Annotated in this window: 16 protein-coding genes and 2 pseudogenes; 8 read left to right on the top strand and 10 right to left on the bottom strand. The window is 35.8% G+C overall.

The annotated features are described in order from the left end of the window. Nucleotides 1-6: 6 nt before the first annotated feature. From BN986_RS03970 to nagA, 5 genes are all read right to left on the bottom strand, one after another. Entirely contained in the window at nucleotides 7-1,839 is a 1,833-nt protein-coding gene (locus BN986_RS03970) for a polysaccharide biosynthesis protein (protein WP_040978339.1), read from the bottom strand. Between the two features lie 60 nt (nucleotides 1,840-1,899). Beyond that, the gene (locus tag BN986_RS03965; RefSeq protein ID WP_040978338.1) at nucleotides 1,900-2,664 is read right to left on the bottom strand and encodes a tyrosine-protein phosphatase; all 765 of its coding nucleotides are present in this window, start codon (nucleotides 2,662-2,664) and stop codon (nucleotides 1,900-1,902) included. Nucleotides 2,665-2,857: 193 nt separating this feature from the next. Continuing rightward, nucleotides 2,858-3,553: a CpsD/CapB family tyrosine-protein kinase gene (locus BN986_RS03960; protein WP_040978337.1), complete on the bottom strand. Its 696-nt coding sequence runs from the start codon at nucleotides 3,551-3,553 to the stop codon at nucleotides 2,858-2,860. Continuing rightward, nucleotides 3,531-4,295, bottom strand: coding sequence for a YveK family protein (locus BN986_RS03955; protein WP_040978336.1), 765 nt, complete (start codon nucleotides 4,293-4,295; stop codon nucleotides 3,531-3,533). The genes BN986_RS03960 and BN986_RS03955 overlap by 23 nt, the downstream gene beginning before the upstream one ends. Nucleotides 4,296-4,870: 575 nt before the next feature. After that, on the bottom strand, nucleotides 4,871-6,058 hold the full coding sequence (gene nagA / locus BN986_RS03950) for an N-acetylglucosamine-6-phosphate deacetylase (RefSeq protein ID WP_040978334.1): 1,188 nt from the start codon (nucleotides 6,056-6,058) through the stop codon (nucleotides 4,871-4,873). An 816-nt stretch (nucleotides 6,059-6,874) separates the two neighbouring features. On the opposite strand from nagA, the gene BN986_RS03945 reads away from it, so the two are divergent. Next, nucleotides 6,875-8,002 (top strand): C40 family peptidase, encoded by a 1,128-nt coding sequence (locus BN986_RS03945; protein ID WP_040978333.1) that lies wholly within the window; start codon nucleotides 6,875-6,877, stop codon nucleotides 8,000-8,002. Nucleotides 8,003-8,066: 64 nt separating this feature from the next. On the opposite strand, the gene BN986_RS03940 is transcribed toward BN986_RS03945, so the two are convergent. Then, nucleotides 8,067-9,533, bottom strand: coding sequence for an APC family permease (locus BN986_RS03940; RefSeq protein ID WP_040978332.1), 1,467 nt, complete (start codon nucleotides 9,531-9,533; stop codon nucleotides 8,067-8,069). 287 nt (nucleotides 9,534-9,820) lie between these two features. Between BN986_RS03940 and BN986_RS03935 the strand changes: the two genes are divergently transcribed. The 4 genes from BN986_RS03935 to BN986_RS03920 all read left to right on the top strand — a co-directional run bounded on the left by BN986_RS03935 (nucleotide 9,821) and on the right by BN986_RS03920 (nucleotide 14,078). Beyond that, entirely contained in the window at nucleotides 9,821-10,852 is a 1,032-nt protein-coding gene (locus tag BN986_RS03935; RefSeq protein WP_040978331.1) for a YheC/YheD family protein, read from the top strand. 259 nt (nucleotides 10,853-11,111) lie between these two features. After that, nucleotides 11,112-11,504 (top strand): glycerol-3-phosphate cytidylyltransferase, encoded by a 393-nt coding sequence (tagD, locus tag BN986_RS03930; RefSeq protein WP_040979168.1) that lies wholly within the window; start codon nucleotides 11,112-11,114, stop codon nucleotides 11,502-11,504. A gap of 216 nt (nucleotides 11,505-11,720) precedes the next feature. After that, complete coding sequence (locus BN986_RS03925; RefSeq protein ID WP_081922101.1) at nucleotides 11,721-12,962, top strand: LCP family protein; 1,242 nt, start codon at nucleotides 11,721-11,723, stop codon at nucleotides 12,960-12,962. Between the two features lie 135 nt (nucleotides 12,963-13,097). Further along, a complete protein-coding gene (locus BN986_RS03920; RefSeq protein ID WP_040978329.1) occupies nucleotides 13,098-14,078 on the top strand; it encodes an ATP-grasp domain-containing protein in 981 nt (326 codons plus the stop codon). 114 nt (nucleotides 14,079-14,192) lie between these two features. Here BN986_RS03920 and BN986_RS03915 read toward each other — a convergent pair whose 3' ends face one another. The 4 genes and pseudogenes from BN986_RS03915 to BN986_RS28045 all read right to left on the bottom strand — a co-directional run. Continuing rightward, nucleotides 14,193-15,269 (bottom strand): MraY family glycosyltransferase, encoded by a 1,077-nt coding sequence (locus BN986_RS03915; RefSeq protein WP_040978328.1) that lies wholly within the window; start codon nucleotides 15,267-15,269, stop codon nucleotides 14,193-14,195. A gap of 160 nt (nucleotides 15,270-15,429) precedes the next feature. Continuing rightward, nucleotides 15,430-17,991: a peptidoglycan-binding protein gene (locus BN986_RS03910; RefSeq protein WP_392392254.1), complete on the bottom strand. Its 2,562-nt coding sequence runs from the start codon at nucleotides 17,989-17,991 to the stop codon at nucleotides 15,430-15,432. 92 nt (nucleotides 17,992-18,083) lie between these two features. Then, a complete protein-coding gene (locus BN986_RS28050) occupies nucleotides 18,084-18,524 on the bottom strand; it encodes a hypothetical protein (RefSeq protein ID WP_392392253.1) in 441 nt (146 codons plus the stop codon). 199 nt (nucleotides 18,525-18,723) lie between these two features. Continuing rightward, nucleotides 18,724-19,005, bottom strand: a pseudogene (locus BN986_RS28045) (peptidoglycan-binding domain-containing protein); the annotation flags it as partial. A gap of 415 nt (nucleotides 19,006-19,420) precedes the next feature. Between BN986_RS28045 and BN986_RS03905 the strand changes: the two are divergent. The 3 genes and pseudogenes from BN986_RS03905 to BN986_RS26885 form a co-directional block, all read left to right on the top strand. Then, on the top strand, nucleotides 19,421-19,651 hold the full coding sequence (locus tag BN986_RS03905) for a DUF1659 domain-containing protein (RefSeq protein ID WP_040978327.1): 231 nt from the start codon (nucleotides 19,421-19,423) through the stop codon (nucleotides 19,649-19,651). Nucleotides 19,652-19,686: 35 nt separating this feature from the next. Further along, nucleotides 19,687-19,899, top strand: a complete 213-nt coding sequence (locus tag BN986_RS03900) for a DUF2922 domain-containing protein (protein ID WP_040978326.1) — start codon at nucleotides 19,687-19,689, stop codon at nucleotides 19,897-19,899. A 121-nt stretch (nucleotides 19,900-20,020) separates the two neighbouring features. Further along, nucleotides 20,021-20,123, top strand: a pseudogene (locus BN986_RS26885) (YvrJ family protein); the annotation flags it as partial. Nucleotides 20,124-20,171 lie beyond the last annotated feature (48 nt).

The following is a 20,171-nucleotide window of genomic DNA, read 5'->3' as shown; positions in this document are numbered from 1 at the left end:
ATGAAATTAAGCTTTCATGGCTTCAAGTACTCGACGTTCCGCAAAAACAATTTTCATCATTTCTTCTTTCAGTTCGACATTATGATAATCCTCGTACTGATCTAGTAAATCTATAATCAATTGTCTATCGACTTCTACCGTACGTCCAACATAAATTTTTTCATAGACTTGATCAGGAAACACTTCATCCTCATTAAGAAGTTCTTCATACATTTTCTCACCTGGCCGTAAGCCAGAGTATTTAATCGGGATTTCGGCCTCTGTAAACCCAGACAATTTGATTAAATTCTTCGCTAAATCAGAAATTTTGACAGGTTCCCCCATATCTAATACAAAGATTTCGCCACCTTTGGCAAGAGTTCCAGCTTGAATCACCAGACGGGATGCTTCCGGTATGGTCATAAAATACCTTGTCATTTCTTCATGAGTTACGGTAACGGGGCCTCCATTAGCAATTTGTTTTTTAAATAACGGAATAACGCTGCCTCGGCTGCCAAGTACATTTCCAAATCGAACGGCTACAAATTTCGTGCTACTTTGTTGCGCCAGCCCTTGTACTATCATTTCCGCAATTCGTTTGCTTGCTCCCATCACATTAGTTGGGTTTACCGCTTTATCAGTCGATACCATCACAAATTTTGACACACCAAATGTATCTGCAGCCTCTGCAACATTTTTTGTGCCAATAATATTATTTTTCACAGCCTCATGCGGATTATATTCCATTAATGGGACATGCTTATGTGCTGCTGCATGATAAATAATCGAAGGCTGATGCTCTTGAACAATATTAAAAATACGTTCTCTATCTTGGATATCACCTATAATAGGAATGATTTCTGTATCAATTTGTTCTAAAGTAGTTTTTAATTCCATATCAATATTATAAATACTAAATTCACCATGCCCAACCAGTAATAGTTTTTTTGGTGAGAAACGCATTAGCTGACGACTAATTTCTGAACCAATTGAGCCTCCTGCTCCTGTGACCATCACTGTTGTTCCTGTCACATACTCAGAGATAGCGCCAATATCTAATTTAACAGGAGATCTTCCCAATAAGTCCTCAACTTCGACATTCTTTAAATTACTAACAGAAATCTTCCCCGTCATTAAATCTTCAATTCTTGGAAGCAATTGTACAGAAACCCCTGTTTCATTACATTGATTAATTAACTTTTTTAATACACCGTTATGTAATGAGGGGATGGCAATAACAATATGTTCAACCTGCATTTTTTCTACCATTTCCGGTATATCTTTAGACATACCAATAACTGGTAAACTAAGTATTTCCATCTTTTGTTTCGTTAAATCATCATCAATAAAGCCAATAGGATATAACTCAGCTTTTTCACTTTCATTTTGCAGCTGACGGGCAATCATTACACCTGCAGCCCCAGCGCCAATTATTAACGTACGCTTTTGATTTTCTCCCTTTTTGTTTATATAATGGTCTCTTGTTAATCGCCATACAAAACGGGATCCTCCAATTAAGACAATATGTAAAAGCCATGTTATTACTAAAGCACGGCGGAAAATTTGATCATTAATAAAATACTGTACAACACCTACGGAAATAATTGTTAGTGTTACAGCTTTAACAATCGCGATCAACTCTCTTATACTTGCATAAGACCAGACTTTATTATATAACTTAAAAATAAAGGCAAAAATATGATGAAAAATCAAAAATGCAATAGCGCTGATCCAAAGCTCATCTACTAATAAACTATCTGGGTAGGATGGATAAACCATCCAGAAAGCAATAAATACTGATGACGTAACAATAAGTGAGTCTAAAAGTATTAAAAGTGCTAATCTTTTTTTGTATGTCATGGGAGAATCTCCCTTCCTCTCAAAATCATTTTTGTATAGAAACCGACTAGAAGTGTTTAATTAGAATATACCTAAAAATTTCTTTTTCTTTGGTAAACTAGGTTCCATACGGTTTACATTTTTATTGTTTACCAGCAGTTGACTATTTTCTTGAAATAAATAGACAAAATCAGTTCCATATGTTTTTTTAACTGCCTCAAAAGCTTCATCCATGACAAATTTTCTCGATTTGATATTATGAGCATCCGATGCAATAAAATGCGTTTGATTGCATTCAATCAGCTGTTCTGTATACTTTTTTATATCCTTTCCAAATTTACCGACTAGACTACCTGCAGTAACTTGGCTTAATGCACCATTTTTTACAAAATCATATAGTAGATTAGGGTTTTCTAATAACTCTATATTTCTTTCTGGATGAACAATAATAGGTGTGAGCCCCTTCATTTGAATGTCAAAAAGCATCTGCTTGGCATACTGCGGTACACTTGCAGAAGGGAATTCAATAAAAAGAAATTTTGTATCATTTAAGGAAAGAATCTCATCATTTTCTATACCTTGCAGAATTTCACCATAAATTCTCGTTTCTTGCCCGGGCAATACGTCCAAAGGAATACCCTCATTCTTGAATAATTCATTTAATATTGATACATTACGAAGAATAGACGCTTTATCATTAAAATAGGAGCCATTATAATGATGCGGCGTCGCAATGATTGTACGGATACCTTGTTCAACAGCCTGCTTAGCCATCGCAATACTATCTTCTTCTGATTTTGCTCCATCATCTACACCTGGTAAAATATGTGTATGTATATCAATCATTATTTTCTCCTCCCAACATCGAAAAAAAGAAATATTATACTATCGGAAGTCCTATTCTATTTATTAATAGTATAGCTTATTCACTAGTTAACCTCAACGGAGTTTTCGCAATATTCCTTAAATGTTTAACTATTGCAAATACCTATTGGGTTTCAATAAAAAGAGCACTTATATTAAGAGCTCTTTTTACATTTCAACTACCATAGTAGTAATAATAATTTGCTTCTTTTTTATCTCTATCATTTAGGACCACACCTAGAACATTCGCGTGAACAGATTCTAATGCTTCTAAAGCTTGTTTCGCTGCCTCATTTTCCGTTTTTTTACTGCGTACAACTAAAATTGCTCCGTCGACATAATTAGCTAAAATTTTCGCATCTGTCACAGCAAGCACTGGCGGCATATCAAAAATCACCATATCATATTTTTCTTTTACAGTTTCAATAAATGCCTGCATTCTTCTTGAACCTAATAATTCAGATGGATTAGGTGGTATCGGTCCGCAGGAAATTACATCTAAATTTGTAATATCAGAGGTTCCAACCGTTTCTTCCAAGGTTGTTTCGCCTACTAAAATATTACTTAATCCACGTAAGTTATCTAAACGGAAAGTATAGTGAATGGTAGGTTTACGTAAATCAGCATCCACAAGTAATACTTTCTTTCCCTGTTGTGCATACACAACAGCTAAATTAGCCGTTGTCATTGACTTTCCTTCTGCTGGACCGGCAGAAGTAAGCAACATGCTTCTTACTTCATTATCTACAGATGCAAATTGCAAATTGGTTCTCACAGTACGATATTGTTCAGAAATAGGAGAACGGGGATTGATATTTGTAATTAAATGTCGCATTTTACTTCCTACATTAAACTGTTTTTTTCGCGCCATTTAAACCCCTCCTTCCCGTTGTTTCAGTTTGTTCGGTATTACCTTGTTGCAGTCCTCTAATATCATCTTCATCAACATGAGAAATAACTCCAAGCACTGGCACGTTTAATTCCTTAGAAACATCTTGTTCAGTTTTGATGGTATTGTCTAAGTACTCAAGTAAAAATGCAATTCCTACTCCAAACATAGCTCCAAGTACTATTCCAATCGCAATATTTAATATTGGATTCGGTGCTACAGGTGATGGATTCTCTGACAACTCAGCCTGTGTTAAGACTGCCACGTTATCAACATTCATAATTGACGGAATCTCTTCTTGAAATATTTCTACCGTTGTATTAGCAATATTCACAGCCTGTACTGGATCCTCATCGGTTGCAGTTACTGTTACAACTTGAGAATCTTCTTCACTGCTGACATTAATTTTATCTGCTAGTTGATTTGTTGTTAAATCTAATCCTAGTTCATCGATAACCGGGGTTAAGATAGCAGGACTGCTAATAATCACATTATATGTATTTATAATTTCAACATTTGTTCTTAAATCTGATTGCGTGAACTGATCTTCCTCTTGTTGCGTCTGGTTAACAATAAACTGCGAACTACTTTGGTATTCAGGTGTTAACACAAAATAACTAAGTATTGCAGCAATAAAAGCCGCACCTAAAATAAATGTCAGTATAAACGCCAACCGTTTCTTAATAACTTCGGCTATCTCCTTTAAAGATATCGTTTCTTCCATTTCCTTACCTCCATTACCTAATTAAAATCATTTTTTGAAGTCTTATTACTTTAAAATTATTTGGATAATTACCGCTAATAAGTTATCCAATATGTTGCATTAATAGAATTTGTAATATGAAATTCCTCTAGTAATTTACTCATATTAAATTGTTAACCTACTAAATTAATAGTCGTTTTTTGCCATAAGTTGAATTATATCATATACAATATATTTTACCATATACTTTTTGTTAAGTTTTTTCCTGTTGATAAAGAAAGCGTTTGCCCTCGTTTCCATGTCAAGTTTAAACTCTTTTTTTACAATTTAGTTACAATATCTTTTACTGACAATATATTTAGGATAATAAGCGAAACAACGCTTGATAATAAGTAGAAACTCCATTTAAATTAGTTACCAATTAATAATGAAGAAATTCTGCAAGTTAATAACTTTAAATCCATAAAAAGGAATACTCTAATTAAGTAGACATTATCTTAAAAGCTTCCAACTAAATATGTAAAACATTTTTTAGAAAGACTAGCATTCACTTTTCTTTATAGCAAATGCTAGTTTTTCTAATATAAAATCCTTCCTTACTCCCTTTCTTGATACACCACTTCACCTCTACAAACCGTATAAGCAATATCCACCTCATCATTTAATAAAACAAAATCCGCATCCTTCCCAACCTCAACACTGCCCTTCCTATCAAAAATACCAACTTGCTGGGCTGGATTAACTGCTGCCATTTTCACAATATCTTGTAAAGAAACGCCATCTAATTGCAGCATATTTTTCACCGCATCAATCATTGTCAGGACGCTCCCTGCTAAAGAGCCGCTCTTTAAATTAGCCTGCCCATTTTTCACAATAACAGGTTGACCGCCAAGCTCATACTCTCCATCTTCTAGCCCTTTTGCTCGCATAGCATCAGTAATCATAATGATCCGATCTGATCCCACATTATCAAAAATAAGCTGAAGCATCTCCGGTACAACATGAATACCATCTGAAATCAGTTCCGCCCGTAGATCTTTTAATTGAAAGGAAGCTCCTACCGCTCCTATATCACGATGATGAATACCGTTCATAGCATTACATAAATGCGTCAGCTGTCTAACCCCTAATTTAGTAGCATCTTTGATTTGCTGGAATGAAGCATCGGTATGCCCTGCAGAGATATTTACTCCAGATTTAGCTAGTGTTTTTATAAATTCACCAGTTTTATCATGTTCAGGAGCCATTGTGATTGTCCGTATTTGTCCACTTGCATCATCCTGCCATGTTAGAAATTTAGCTAAATCCGGTTCAGTAATATATTGTTTAGGCTGCGCTCCTGCTTTAGACACTTCCACAAATGGGCCTTCTAAATGAACACCAGCTAAATCAGCACCATGCTTTTGACCGTCAGTTGTCCATGCAGCAATATTTTTTAAAGCATTCGAAATTTCTTCATCAGATTGTGTGATGGTAGTTGCAAGGTAACTAGTTGTTCCTTCTGATGGTAGGTTTTCAGCAAGTGTCTGCAAGGTTTCTGGCGTAGCATCCATAATATCGACACCATATCCTCCATGGATATGTGCATCTATAAATCCTGGAAGTAATTTTAAGTTATTTTTCACATCAATAACTTCTCCAGCAAATGATAAATTAGCTGTTTCTTCTTGAGTTAGGATATTTGCTATTCTCCCATCCTCTACCAAGATAGATACGTTTTTCAAAACTTCCTCTGGTAGATAAGCTTCCTGAATGTTTTTAATAAGTAACGCTTCTTGTCCCACAATGTATTCCTCCGTTTATCTTTATAATATATATTATCCTTATTATAACGCTATCTTCTAAATAAATGTATATTTTGTTGTTATTTCCCGGGAAATAACATATTTTATCGAATGTTATTTATTCAAAGTTTATTGGAAGAGCTTAGATTCTATTGTTTTATAGCATATATAGTTTTCTTTTACTTTTCTATCTTGCAACTAAAAGAATGTCTCATAATCTTTTATATCGCCTGCAAAGGTTTACAATCCAATCAATTCCTTTTTTTAGTCCTTTTTATTTATATTATATTCTTGATAGGGATACAAAAAATCCAACTCATTACTTATTTTCGAATAAACATGTTTTCAAAAGCAGTTCTATAGACCTTAATTTTTAAAACATTACAAACATGTTACAAATCTCCATATAACCTACCATTATTATCTATAAAACGATATAATTCTATAAAGATGTATTTATTGGATTATTTTTCTAACGACAAATTTACAAGATTACTTTCGTATTATGTTGTAATTAAACGAATCTAGTAATACCTCATTTTAAAACTATCAAATGATACTCTAAAATTAACAATGGATAAACTTCTGAGAGTAAAATACATCTTTGTTTAAGGAATATGAGATTTGTGCTTGTACCAGGATTGTTACGTACCTATTCAGGACTTTTTTCTTCATTATAATATGTACGGACAAGGCTTTAGAAAATAACAATGAATATAGTTATTTTCTTTATGGTCCCTCTTTGGTCTCCTTACAAATCATATTCAAACACATCTACACACCCCAACATTACATACTAAGGAGGAAAACGTACAAATGGCAAACAAAAAAATCATTTTTTCTGTTACTGCATCTGCAGCGATTGCATCTGCTTTGGTAGCAACAGACAGCGCTGATGCAGCATCCTACAAAGTAAAAAGTGGCGATAACCTATGGAAGATTGCCCAAAGTCAAGGAACGACCGTATCCAAATTAAAATCTCTTAACAATCTTTCTTCGGATATGATTTTCCCGAATCAGGTTTTAACAACGTCTGGATCTTCAAGCTCGAATTCAAGCTCTTCTAGTTCAAATTCTAGTTCAAGCTCTAATTCCAGCTCAAGCAGTTCCAGCGGAAGTACATACACTGTGAAATCTGGTGATACATTAAGTGGTATTGCCTCTCAGCATGGTATTTCACTAAACAACTTAATGAAGTGGAATAATTTATCGACAACATTAATTTATCCTGGAAACACACTAAAGGTCAGCAACAGTGGTTCTAGCAGTTCTAGCTCTGGCAGCTCTAGTTCAAGCTCGAATTCCAATTCTGGATCTAGTTCTTCCAGCTCAAGCAATTCATCTTCCAGCACGTACAAGGTAAAATCTGGCGACAGCCTTTCTAAAATCGCTAGCCAGCATGGTACAACAGTATCTAACTTAAAATCTATCAATAATCTATCATCAGATTTAATCATTGTTGGACAGACATTAAAAGTAAATGGTTCTAGTAGTTCTAGCTCTTCTAATAGTAGCAATTCAAACAGTAGTTCTGGTTCATCAAATAGCTCTTCCAATAGCTCATCATCTAGTGCAGGTTATAATGTAGATACACTTATCTCCGTTGGAAAAGAGCAGCAGGGAGACCCTTACGTATGGGGCGGCAGTTCTCCTGGCGGTTTTGATTGCAGTGGATTCATCCATTATGTTTATAATCAAGCAGGTAAAAATATTCCTCGCACTAGCGTTGCAGGATATTATGATAGAGCACAGACAATCAGCAATCCACAAGCAGGAGATTTAGTATTCTTCTCTGGAACTTATAAATCTGGTCCTTCTCATATGGGAATCTATCTTGGTAATAATCAGTTCCTTCATGCAGGATCTTCTACTGGTGTTACGATCACATCACTAGATAACTCTTACTGGAGCTCTCATTTCGATAGCTTTAAGCGTTTCTATTAATTCTATATTTATCATCGAAAAAACGAGTGCATTCGTAAGGCAATGCACTCGTTTTTTTCATATCTTATTCTCTCTCTTTTTCAATTTCAATTTCTTCTTTTCCTAATATCCGGTAATTCATCTCTTTATCAGATAAGCTGTTTAAATCTTTTCTTTTGATCAGATAAAAGATAAGCCCTAATACGATCCATACCGCTAACGAAATTCTGGATTCCAACCCTAAAAACGCTGGGGAGCCAGGAATTAACAAGAGTGCTAAAAATATGATACTTGCCACCATTCCTAAAAATGCTAATACTTTTTTACCTGGAGCTACTATATGTCTTTTTTCATTAAATGTGTGGTCTTTCTTCATCCTAAATAAGGAAAAACCTGCATAGCATGTATATAAATAAGCAATTGTGACACCGATCGATGACATATCTACTACCCATAATAAAGCTTCTCTGCCAAACCACGGCGCTACCATGGAGACAACTACCGCAAATATAATGCCTACGTAAGGCGTGTTGTATTTGGGGTGAAGCCTTCCAAAACTACTAGGCAGGATGTTCGCCCGGGCCATGGAAAGCATTAAACGACTGGAAGAGATAATAAAACCATTTAAACCAGTAAATATTCCCATCGCTAAAGCTACGGCTAGAATCGCCATTCCTAACGGACCAAGCAGCTCTTGAATAATATAGCCTGTTCCCCAGATATGCCCTTCTTCAACCACACCTTCCCATGGCCGAACCATGGATGTCACAATAATCATGATGCTATATAAAGTAGCTGCTGCCAAAATCGCAAAAACAATCAGGCTGAATGCTTTTTTTGCAGGGAAATTAAACTCCTCTGCTGTTTGCGGAACATTATCAAATCCAACATACGCCCACGGCGCAATCGCAACAATGGATATAATGGCGGCAACTGGTGTCGTATCACTCGGAAACAGCGTTGCGATATTTTGTAACCCGGCACTTGGCTGTATTCCAACAAACAGTAGTAAAACAAAAATAGCGCCAATCATAATCACACAAAATATGAATTGGATACTTCCTGACAAACTAGATCCTCGAAAATTGGCAATACCAAATAGAACAAGAAGTAATGTAGCAACAATTATCTCTGTTAAATAGACGTCCCAGCCGGCAATTTGGTACAAAGGGATATTTTCAATGACACGCGGAAAAACAAATTTAATCATCAGTGCAAATGCCGATGCATTTAACGCAACTATACAAATATATCCTAAAGTAAGAAACCATCCAGAAATAAAGGCATGTGTCCTACCTAGGCTAATATAGGCGTATGCAAAGCCACCGCCGGATACCGGAAAGCTTTTAATGAGGAATCCAAAGCTCACAGCAATTAATAACATTAATAAAGCACCGATAAAGAAGCCGATAATAACTCCTAATGGACCTGCTGATTCCATCCAAGTGGTCGGCTGCACAAAAGCACCCCAGCCAATCGCTGATCCTAACGCAAGCGCCCATACCCAATGAGGTTTGAGTGTTTTATGTAGTGTTTCTCTGTTTTCCTTCATACATGAACTCCTTTTCCCTCTGTTAATTTTTAGAAATTTTTTTAATAATGGTTTACTTTACATGAAAAATATTGTTTCGACAACAAAAAATGCTATTTATTTACAATGCTCAACTTATTTTTAGAAACCCTATGTAAGTTGTATCGTACAAAATTCCCTGTCTTCCTGCTTGACAAATGTTTCATTTTTATTATTTTTCTAAAAAGCCTCTCCAAATCACAATAGATTATGGTAAAATGACTGGTAGATAATTAGAATAACGAATAAATAGGAGGAGAAAAGATTCCATGTTAGTAGGATTAATGCAGCCTTTCAAAGAACCAACCGATCTAGCTAAACATATATCTATCGAAGCAAAATCAAAGGGAATCGATATCCTGTATATGACACCAAGCGATGTTAACGAAGAAAACAACTCCACATCAGGAATGATTCTAAATGGAAATACTTGGGAAGCAACAGAAGGAAATATACCTGAAATTATTGATGTTTCTTCCTTTTGCTTAAAATCCAAAGAAACCATCAAATACCTGGAAGAATATGCCTACTTAACAGAAGACGGGAGAAATAAACTCTCCAAAGAAAGTATACAGAAGGTCCTTGAAGAGGATTCGAAATTGCAAAAATATGCGATTCCAACTTCCCGATGTAAGACATTCTCTATTATTAAAGGCTTCCTATTGAAATATGGTGAAGTTGTCGTCAAACCAGTCTATAATCCAGCTGGAGAAAATATATACAAAATCGAACAACTGGATAAAGATGAATTTATAGTTAGTCACCAGAATGCAAAAACCAAAATGACATTGAAAGAGACCTTTGTATATTTTCAACAAATTATTTCCAAACGAAAATATATTGTCCAAAAATATATTCCTTCTAGAACTGAACAGGATGAACCATTTAACTGCCGGATTCATTTAGAAAAGAATAAAGAAGGCAAGTGGGTCATTGTGAAAAAATATATCCGTGTAGGAACAGATCAAATTGTTTCTCCTAATAATCAGCAAGCCGGAGTTACATTTGATGCCAGCATGTTTTTAAAACTAAAATTTATAGAAGAAGCTCCATCCGTTGATGACCACCTCGATGCTGCAGCATTAAGCCTCGCCAAAAAAATAGAGCAAACACGAAAAAAAGAGTTAGCGACGCTTGGTCTTGATATCGGAATAGACAAAGATAAGCATCTCTTTCTCTTCGAAGCAAACAGTGCGCCGGATGCTTCTTTACTGCAAGAAGAAGTAGCTGCATTACGCACCGATTATTATGCTTATTTAGTAGCACAAAATGCGGAACGTGCTCCAAAAGAATTCGTTTAAACCGCTTTGTTAGTTGTTATGCCGGGAATTTCGTTTCACTTCTATGCTATTGTTAAATTCCCGGCTGACTATTTTCGAGATTATTCTACAACAAACCCTTATATTATTCTCACTACTTCATGACAGTCTATAATTATTCCTCATTTAACCTGTATTCCCACTTTCATTAAAGAAAACACATTTTTTTGTTACTCTCGTTTATTCTTCCTTCTTTTCTTATGTTACTATTACTTTAATAAGCTTTTAGGAGGTGGAAATGATACGTACTGTTATCACTTATGGAACCTTTGATTTATTACATGTTGGTCATGTGAATTTATTAAAACGCGCAAAAGAAATGGGTGATTATCTTATTGTAGGATTATCCACCGATGATTTTAATATACTAAAGCATAAGCAGTCTTTTTATTCCTATCAAGATCGGAAAGTCATTCTTGAATCGGTACGTTATGTTGATAAAGTAATTCCAGAGAGGATCTGGGAGCAAAAAAAAGATGATATTTTGACATATCAAGTCGACACCTTCGTGATGGGGAATGATTGGAAAGGAAAGTTTGATGAACTGTGCTCTTTTTGTGAAGTTGTATACCTCCCACGGACAGATGGCATTTCTTCCACTATTATTAAGGATAATTTAAGAGGTGACACCTAAGCAACGAAAACATATTGTTTCAATCACTTTACATTCACCGTGCCCCAATTGGACGTTTTCGCAGTACTTATGCAATATAAAAGCTAGTATTTCCCTTTTCATAATAAAAAAGATGTAATGCAATTGTAAATTTACTAATTATTCATTCCATAGTAAAATTAAATGGGCTTTACAAAGAAATCAGTCGATATTTCTTGTAAAAAAAGGAGATTTGTAATGGTAAAACAAAAAAATATGCGAGGCCGCAGAGTCACGCGAAAAAAGCGTAAACTCCGAAAAGGTGTTTTATTTACCTTAATTTTTGTAGGCCTGGCCTTACTGACAGTAGTAGGTTATGGAAGTTATTTATATGTTAAAGCAAATAATGCTGTCACTGGTTCTTATGAAGATGACGGCCGTGATAAATCAGATCTAAGGGATTTTGAGGTTGACCCTAATATCGACAATGTTTCTATCTTGATCATTGGCGTCGATGAGAATGAGCATCGGGGAAACGCAGAAAGTTCCCGCTCCGATACATTAATGTTAGCAACCTTTAATAAAGATGATAAAAGTGTAAAATTAGTAAGTATCCCTCGTGATACGTATACCTATATCCCAGAATCGGGTACAGAGGATAAAATCACACATGCTCATGCCCTTGGCGGGCCAAAAGCAACAATTGAGACTGTCGAAAATTTATTAGATATTCCAGTGGACTATTATGTACGTGTTAATTTCCACGCATTTGTAGATGTTGTTGATGCTATCGGTGGTATTGATGTAGACGTACCATATGAATTTCAAGAGTCCGATTCCATGGATAAACGAGACGCTATCCACCTCTATCCTGGAGAACAAACAGTTGATGGGGAAGAAGCATTAGCGTTTGCACGAACCCGGAAGTTAGATAATGATATTGAGCGTGGAAAACGACAAATGGAAGTCGTTAATGGTGTAGCCGATAAAGCAACATCACTCGGATCAGTGTTTAGGTTTGATGACTTGATTGCAGCTGTTGGCAACAATATGAACACGAATATGACTTTCAATGAGATGATGACATTTATTACGTTTGCTACTGGCGGCCTTAATATTGAGGATCACACGTTAGAAGGTAGTGACTATCAGCCTGGATCCGCTTATTATTGGTTACTTGATGAACCTGCATTAGAAGAAACGAAAATGATGCTGAAGGATCACTTAGAACTCTCCAGTTCCTATGCTGATGAGGAAGATGATGGAACAACAAATGGTGCAGAAGGATCTCCGGAAGAAGAAGAAACTTACGAAGATCCTAATGCAGAAGAACCTGTTGAAGAAGGAACATACGAAGAAGAAGGTTCTTACGAAGAGCAAGGCGACCCTTACCAGGAAGAACAGGGTGAACCTTACCAAGAAGAGGAGGATCCTTACCAAGAGGACCCTTATCAAGAAGAAACGAATGAAGAAACAGACGAATACGGGAATCCGTATTAGCTATGAAACTCTTTCCCAGCTTGATTGGGAAAGAGTTTTTTTATGGAATTCCTTATATGTTTTATAATTAAAATTCTACCCTTCCTTTTTCAAATGGTATAATAAGAAAAAGTCTGTTTAAAGAGGTGTAAGTACATGAATATAAAAGAAATTACCGGCCGATCTTTGAGCACATCTAACAGAATACTAGCTGAAGAAGCATATAACCGCGGTGTTACATTTGAAGCGTTACCTAATAAACAATTTAAAATGAGTTATGATAAAAAAAGCTATATCATCCGAGGAGGAAAAATATCATCTGCTTATAATACCAGATTGGCAGGAAAGCTTACGAAATATAAAAATGCGACTGGTAATTTCCTCAGAGGAATGGGATATTCTTCCCTGGAAAATGCTGTCTTTTTAACGTACGAAGTTAATAGAGCCTGGAAATGGGCTGAAGATATTCTTCCAGTCGTGGTGAAACCAAATGATGGTATTATGGGAAAACTTGTATTTGTAAAAATAGACACTTATGATGAATTTAAAGCATGCTTTGAGAAAATTGCTGAAGTACGCGATGAAATTTTAATTGAAAAGTTTATCGAAGGAGCAGAATATCGATTTACTTTTGTAAAAAATGACATTGTAGCAGTGGTAAAAAGAGTACCTGCCAATATTGTCGGTGATGATTTGAAAAATATTGAGCAGTTGATTACTTCTAAGAATAAACAACGTTCGCAGCGGAAAAATCCCTTGCATAAAAAATTGGATATGGGAGAAGAAAGTGAACGTGTCTTAAAAAAACAGGGATTATCTTTTAACGTTATACCTAAAAAAGGAGAAACTATTTACCTTAGAAATAATTCAAATGTTTCTACAGGCGGCGATGCTATAGATGTAACAGATGATATACAACCCGAATTGAAAGAAACTATTCGAAAAGCTATCCTTGCTATACCAGGGTTACGAGTATGCGGCGTAGATGTACTAATAAACGGGGACGATTATCATATCTTAGAAATAAACGCACATGCTATGCTGACCATGCATCATTTCCCTTGGGAAGGTGAAAAGCGTGAAGTTGTTTCAAAAGTGATAGACGGTATGTTTCCAGGAACTCTAAGCAAAGGGTAAACTTGTGGTAGGATAACTTAATAGCGATCAGTTAAAATTTGATTGTCTCAAATAATTTAAACCCTCTTTATTCCTACAAAAAACGAGGAATAAAGAGGGTTTTGAATCCTATTTTTATTTTAACCGTCTCTTATCCATCCCATCTTTTCTATTAGCGAAAAAGACAAAGCCTCTGCTCGTTCTAATACCACATATAATAGAGAATAAGTGTATACCCAGAATAACGAAGCAAAAAATAGCTAAGGATGTCATCAGCTGCGCATTGTTAACCACAATCCCCATTGCACCAAAGAACATGCTGAATGCATAAATAATCCATACAGATTGTCTATGAGAATAGCCATTTTTTAGTAATAGATAGTGAATATGATTTCGATCAGCTACAGAAATACCTTGTCTATTATTAATTCGTCTAATAATCGCAAGTAATGTATCAAATACCGGAAGTGCAATCACGATGATTGGGATAACAAAGCTGAAAAAGGCTACATTTTTGAATAGTCCGAGCATGGATATAATTGCAATCGAATACCCTAAAAATAATGCTCCTGTGTCTCCCATAAAGATTTTAGCAGGATGAAAATTGAATGCTAAAAACCCGAGTGTAGCACCAATTAACAAGACACATAGCCCAATGACAATGACACGATAATCCATGATCGCCATAATCAAGATACTGATAAATGCAATGGTTGATACTCCTCCAGCCAGTCCGTCCAGTCCATCAATTAAATTAATTGCGTTGGCAGCAGCAACAATCCAGAAAATAGTGAGGGCTATTCCAACATATTCCCCCAAGAAAACGGTCCCCATGAAAGGTAATGTTAATTTCTCAATCACTAATCCCGAATAAGCTACCACAGAAGCAGCAAATACTTGACCTAATAACTTTGTGCCGGGACGAAGGTCAAAAATATCATCCAAAAACCCTGTCAAGAGCATAATCAATGCACCAACAACGATCGCCGTCATTTGTGGATGTTCTGGTTGTAAATAAAGGAAACCTGCAGCGATACCGAAGAAAATAGCCAGACCGCCAATGCTTGATACAGCCTTTTGATGTTGCTTTCTTTGATCAGGTTGATCTACTAGATTTAATTTTTTCGAAACGCTTATGATAATCGGTGTCGTGATAATTGCTGTTAAAAGTGCGATAGCAAACGCGATCAGCAATTCAGCTGCACTCCACATAGTTTTTCACCTACTTCTAGTATTCTAGTAAATGATTACCTTAATATTCTATTACCCTTTCTTTCGTTTATCATACCATAATTCGACGAATACTGTGATCGAAAAAAGCAAAAAACACTTGAATTCCTTTCCGGAGAAAAGAATCAAGTGTTTAAAAAGGTTAACGATATTGTGGAACATTAAATTTGAATACTGGATTATTCAACATATCATATAATCTTTTGATACTAGGAACTTGTTTCACTGCCCAGCCAATATCTGTCGCATATTGTGGATAGCCTGGATTTGCTGGATTCCATCTCATTTTGTATAACGTATTTTGATTATATTGATTGTGAATGTAGCTGCTTCCTATAAATCGAGCACCACCAATGATAGCTTGCTCTGGTGAAAACCAACCTTCGTTGTAAGCTCTGATCGCTCCACCATTATGAGCATTACCATCTACAGCACCAATACCATACATGTTATATGTTGTTCTTATATTTCGAAGACTACTTCGATTAGATGAAGTAACAACAACAGGATTACCACTGCTATTTAATCCTACTTCAATCCCTCTTGCTAAAGCTGAATTTCCATTACCAGTTTCTAATAAAGCATGAGAAATCAAATAAATTTCGTTAACATTATGTTGACTTCCTGCTGTTATAAAGGCTTGTCCTCTACCAGCAAGTATGCCTTTCCCGCTTAAAACATCTCTGTTCAATGAGGAAGCTGTGACACCAACACTGCTGGTTAAGTCTAAATGCTGGAAGATATCATTATTATCTGGATTCAGATAATTTCTTACATCACTTCTTGTTGGATTTCTCCAAGCACTGTAACTGATTCTGTACCAATTACCAGTAGAACCGAGAATAGTAACCCTTGTCCCTCTGCTTATCTGTCCGTAAATGTGACTCGAATTGCTTGCCGATGAGCGTACGTTTACATTTGCAGTTGTTATGTTTGAACCATTCACATAATTCTTATGCACATAAGCAGAATTATTTCGATACATATCAGTCTGTTGCAATTGATTCATTTGTGTGTTTAATGCCTGGTTTAGAGTTACGTTAAAAGATTCATGATTAACAACCCAACGATTACTGATAGCTTCATCAAGAGCTGCTAGTGTTCTTTCATCTACTATCCCATTCACTCTTAAATTATTATCTCTTTGGAATTGTTTTACTTGACTTTCCATATAACTTCCAAAAAGTGTGGTAACTGTTATATAGCCATAACCTAAAGTGTTTAATTGCCGCTTAATTTCCGGAATATCATTATGACGTTTTCCTCTTTGAAGTGGACTGCTATAAACACTGTTTAACTTATCTTTTGTTGCTTTATTCATCTTACCAGTTGCGCTTAGCCCGTAGTATGATTGGAATCTCTTTACTTGTGTTTCCATGAAGCTTCCATATAAATTTGTCTCCGTAATATAGCCAAAACCTACTGCGTTTAATTGTTGTTTAAACTTAATTATTTCCGCATGTCTGTCTCCACGTTGATATGTGTCCTTAGGTGCAAGTTCTTTTAACTTCGCCACAGTTACTTCATCGGCTATTCCACTTACACGCAGGCCATGATCTGTTTGAAATTCTTTTATTTTCTGCTCCATAAAATCTCCAAAAAAAGAGGTAACACTTATATGACCATATCCTAAATTATTTAATTGTCGCTTAATATTAGGAATATCATTGTGACGTTTTCCTCTTTGAAGTGGACTGTTGTATACATTGTTTAGCTTGTCTTTTGTTGCCTTATTCATTTTACCAGTTACATTTAATCCATAGTATGATTGGAATCTCTTTACTTGTGTTTCCATGAAACTTCCATATAAATTTGTCTCCGTGATATAGCCAAAACCTACTGCGTTTAATTGTTGTTTAAACTTAACTATTTCCGCATGTCGGTCTCCATGTTGATACGTATTTTTTGGTGCTATTTGATCTAGTTTTGCTAACGTTACCTCATCTACTATTCCACTTACTCGTAGACCTTGATCCCTTTGGAATTTTTCTACCTGACTTTCCATATAGCTTCCATAATAATTTGTTTCAGTTATCTTGCCATAACCCAAACTGTTTAGTTTCTTCTTTATCTCTTTTATATCATTATGGGTCTTTCCTCTTTGATATGGACTATTATACACACTATTTAATTTATTTTTTGTCGCTTGGTTCATTTGACCATTAACTGCTAGTCCATAGTATGATTGGAAACTTCTTACTTGCGTTTCCATAAAGCTCCCAAATAAGTTTGTCTCCGTGATATAGCCAAAACCTACTGCGTTTAATTGTTGTTTAAACTTAACTATTTCCGCATGTCGGTCTCCATGTTGATACGTATTTTTTGGTGCTATTTGATCTAGTTTTGCTAACGTTACCTCATCTACTATTCCACTTACTCGTAGACCTTGATCCCTTTGGAATTTTTCTACCTGACTTTCCATATAGCTTCCATAATAATTTGTTTCAGTTATCTTGCCATAACCCAAACTGTTTAGTTTCTTCTTTATCTCTTTTATATCATTATGGGTCTTTCCTCTTTGATATGGACTATTATACACACTATTTAATTTATTTTTTGTTGCTTGGTTCATTTGACCATTAGCTGCTAGTCCATAGTATGATTGGAATCTCCTTACTTGCGTTTCCATAAAGCTCCCAAATAAGTTTGTCTCGGTGATATAGCCAAAACCAATTGCGTTTAACCGCTTCTTAAATGTAACAATATCTTTGTGTCTGTCGCCCTGTTTGTAAGTATTATTTGCAGAAAATACTGATGCTATAGCAAAATTTTGTATGTTAATTTGCTGATCTTCTTCTACTTCAGCATTTTCTTCTGTTTCTTCTTCAGTACCTTCTTCTTTCTCAGATTCAGAGCTTTCTTCTGTTTCTTCTTCAGTACCTTCTTCTTTTTCAGATTCAGAACTTTCTTCCGATTCTTCTTCAGTACCTTCCTCTGTTTCTGATGAAGAGCTTTCTTCTGTCTCTTCTTCAGTACCTTCCTCTTTCTCAGATTCAGAGCTTGCTTCCGATTCTTCTTCAGTACCTTCCTCTGTTTCTGATGAAGAGCTTTCTTCTGTCTCTTCTTCAGTACCTTCCTCTTTCTCAGATTCAGAGCTTTCTTCTGTCTCTTCTTCAGTACCTTCCTCTTTCTCAGATTCAGAGCTTTCTTCTGTCTCTTCTTCAGTACCTTCCTCTTTCTCAGATTCAGAGTTTTCTTCTGTCTCTTCTTCAGTACCTTCCTCTTTCTCAGATTCAGAGCTTTCTTCCGATTCTTCTTCAGTACCTTCCTCTGTTTCTGATGAAGAGCCTTCTTCTGACTCTTCCTCTGTTTCCGGTAATTCCTCGACTTCTTCCTCTTCCGTCACAAATTCTTCAGGTTTACTGAACTCCAGATGCTCTTCACGGTCGAATGAATCGTCTGATAAAATGTATTCTATTGTTAGTAGTGTATCTTCATCTGCAATTCCTGTGTCTTCTATGTCATAAAACTCTTGAAATGCTTTTACAGCTTCTTCTGTATGTAGCCCGTAATAAGTTGTAGGCTTTTCTAATGCAGCAAATCCAAGCTCTGTTAAATCTTCTTTTAGCTCTTGAATTTCTTCAGCATCATCACCTAGTTCGAGTTTTATTTCTTCTGACACTGCTTCATCCGTGGGAGAATCCTGTTCATCAACTGATTCTTTATTCCTATCTTCTTGGTCATCATTTTGCTCGTTTTCCTTTGATTGATTGTTCATCGCATATACTTCACTTACGGAAGCAAATGGAGAAGTTACCAATAAAATGACCAACAAGGAAGGAAACCACTTTCTTCTCAAATCTTTCCACCTCCTATATTTTATTCTAGCTTTCTATTTATATATCGGCAATACCCAATCATTTATTAAGTAATTTTTTTAAAGGTGAAATCGCTTTAATATAGAAAAAGTTCATGAAAGATTCATTATTTTACTAGTTTCATATTATCGAATAAAAGACACATGTCTTTTGAACTACATAACAACCTTAAACATAGATAGAAAATACATATATAAATAGCTATGTTCTCTTCTTTTTCGTGTTACTTCCCGGATAACAAAATAAATTATTTTTTTAACACGCCCCTTTTTGGAGATCAAAAACGACTATAAGGATGAGAGGAGGTGATAAACCATGGTAGTCGCAGAATTAACGGAATCCGTTTTGCAGCTAACGCTAAATGAAGGCATCGATCCAATGACCGGAGAGTTTGTCTTTAAGCAAAAACGATTCAGCAATGTTAAACCTGAAGCTACTGCTGAACAGCTTTTGCAGACAGCGCACGCATTTGCGTCTGTTCAGCAGCATACGCTTTACGCGATCACGCGCCGGGATGCTTCAGACATTTATGAAGAAGAAGCCTAATCGTTGAAACCAGAGAAGAAAGGAGGTGAAAAAACATGCGAAAACTGGAATTAAAATTTCTAAATGAAGAAAACCGTATTGTAACTTATACGTTGGATCATCCGGTAGAACCAGTCGACCTTGAAACCATTCAGGAAGCAATGGACACGATCCTTCAGGAAAATGCACTTTACTCGACAGGCGGCGAACTGACTGAGATACACAGCGCCCGCATCGTCGAACGTATTGTGGAAGACATTGAATTATAATTCTTCTTTTGAATAGGACTTTGTCCATGAGGAACCTCTCCTCATGGCATCGTCTTTTATACAATTGATTAAAGCTTGTTCTTTTCAAATTTGTTTATTAAATCAAAAGTGGTAAATCCCTATAGAAGCATGGGTTTCTCTTTTAGTGGATTTTGGTTTTCCTGTTGCGGTGACATTTTATTTATTGCACCGCAACAGGAAAATTGAATCAGTTAATTGAGTCTCCATCTACTCGATTTCTATTTCTAAACAAACACACTAAAAAAGAGGAT

Source organism: Oceanobacillus jeddahensis (genome assembly GCF_000750635.1).
Taxonomy (GTDB): Bacteria; Bacillota; Bacilli; order Bacillales; family Amphibacillaceae; genus Oceanobacillus; species Oceanobacillus jeddahense.
Note: the sequence above shows the minus strand (reverse complement) of the source record. Positions and strands in the feature narration are given on the sequence as shown.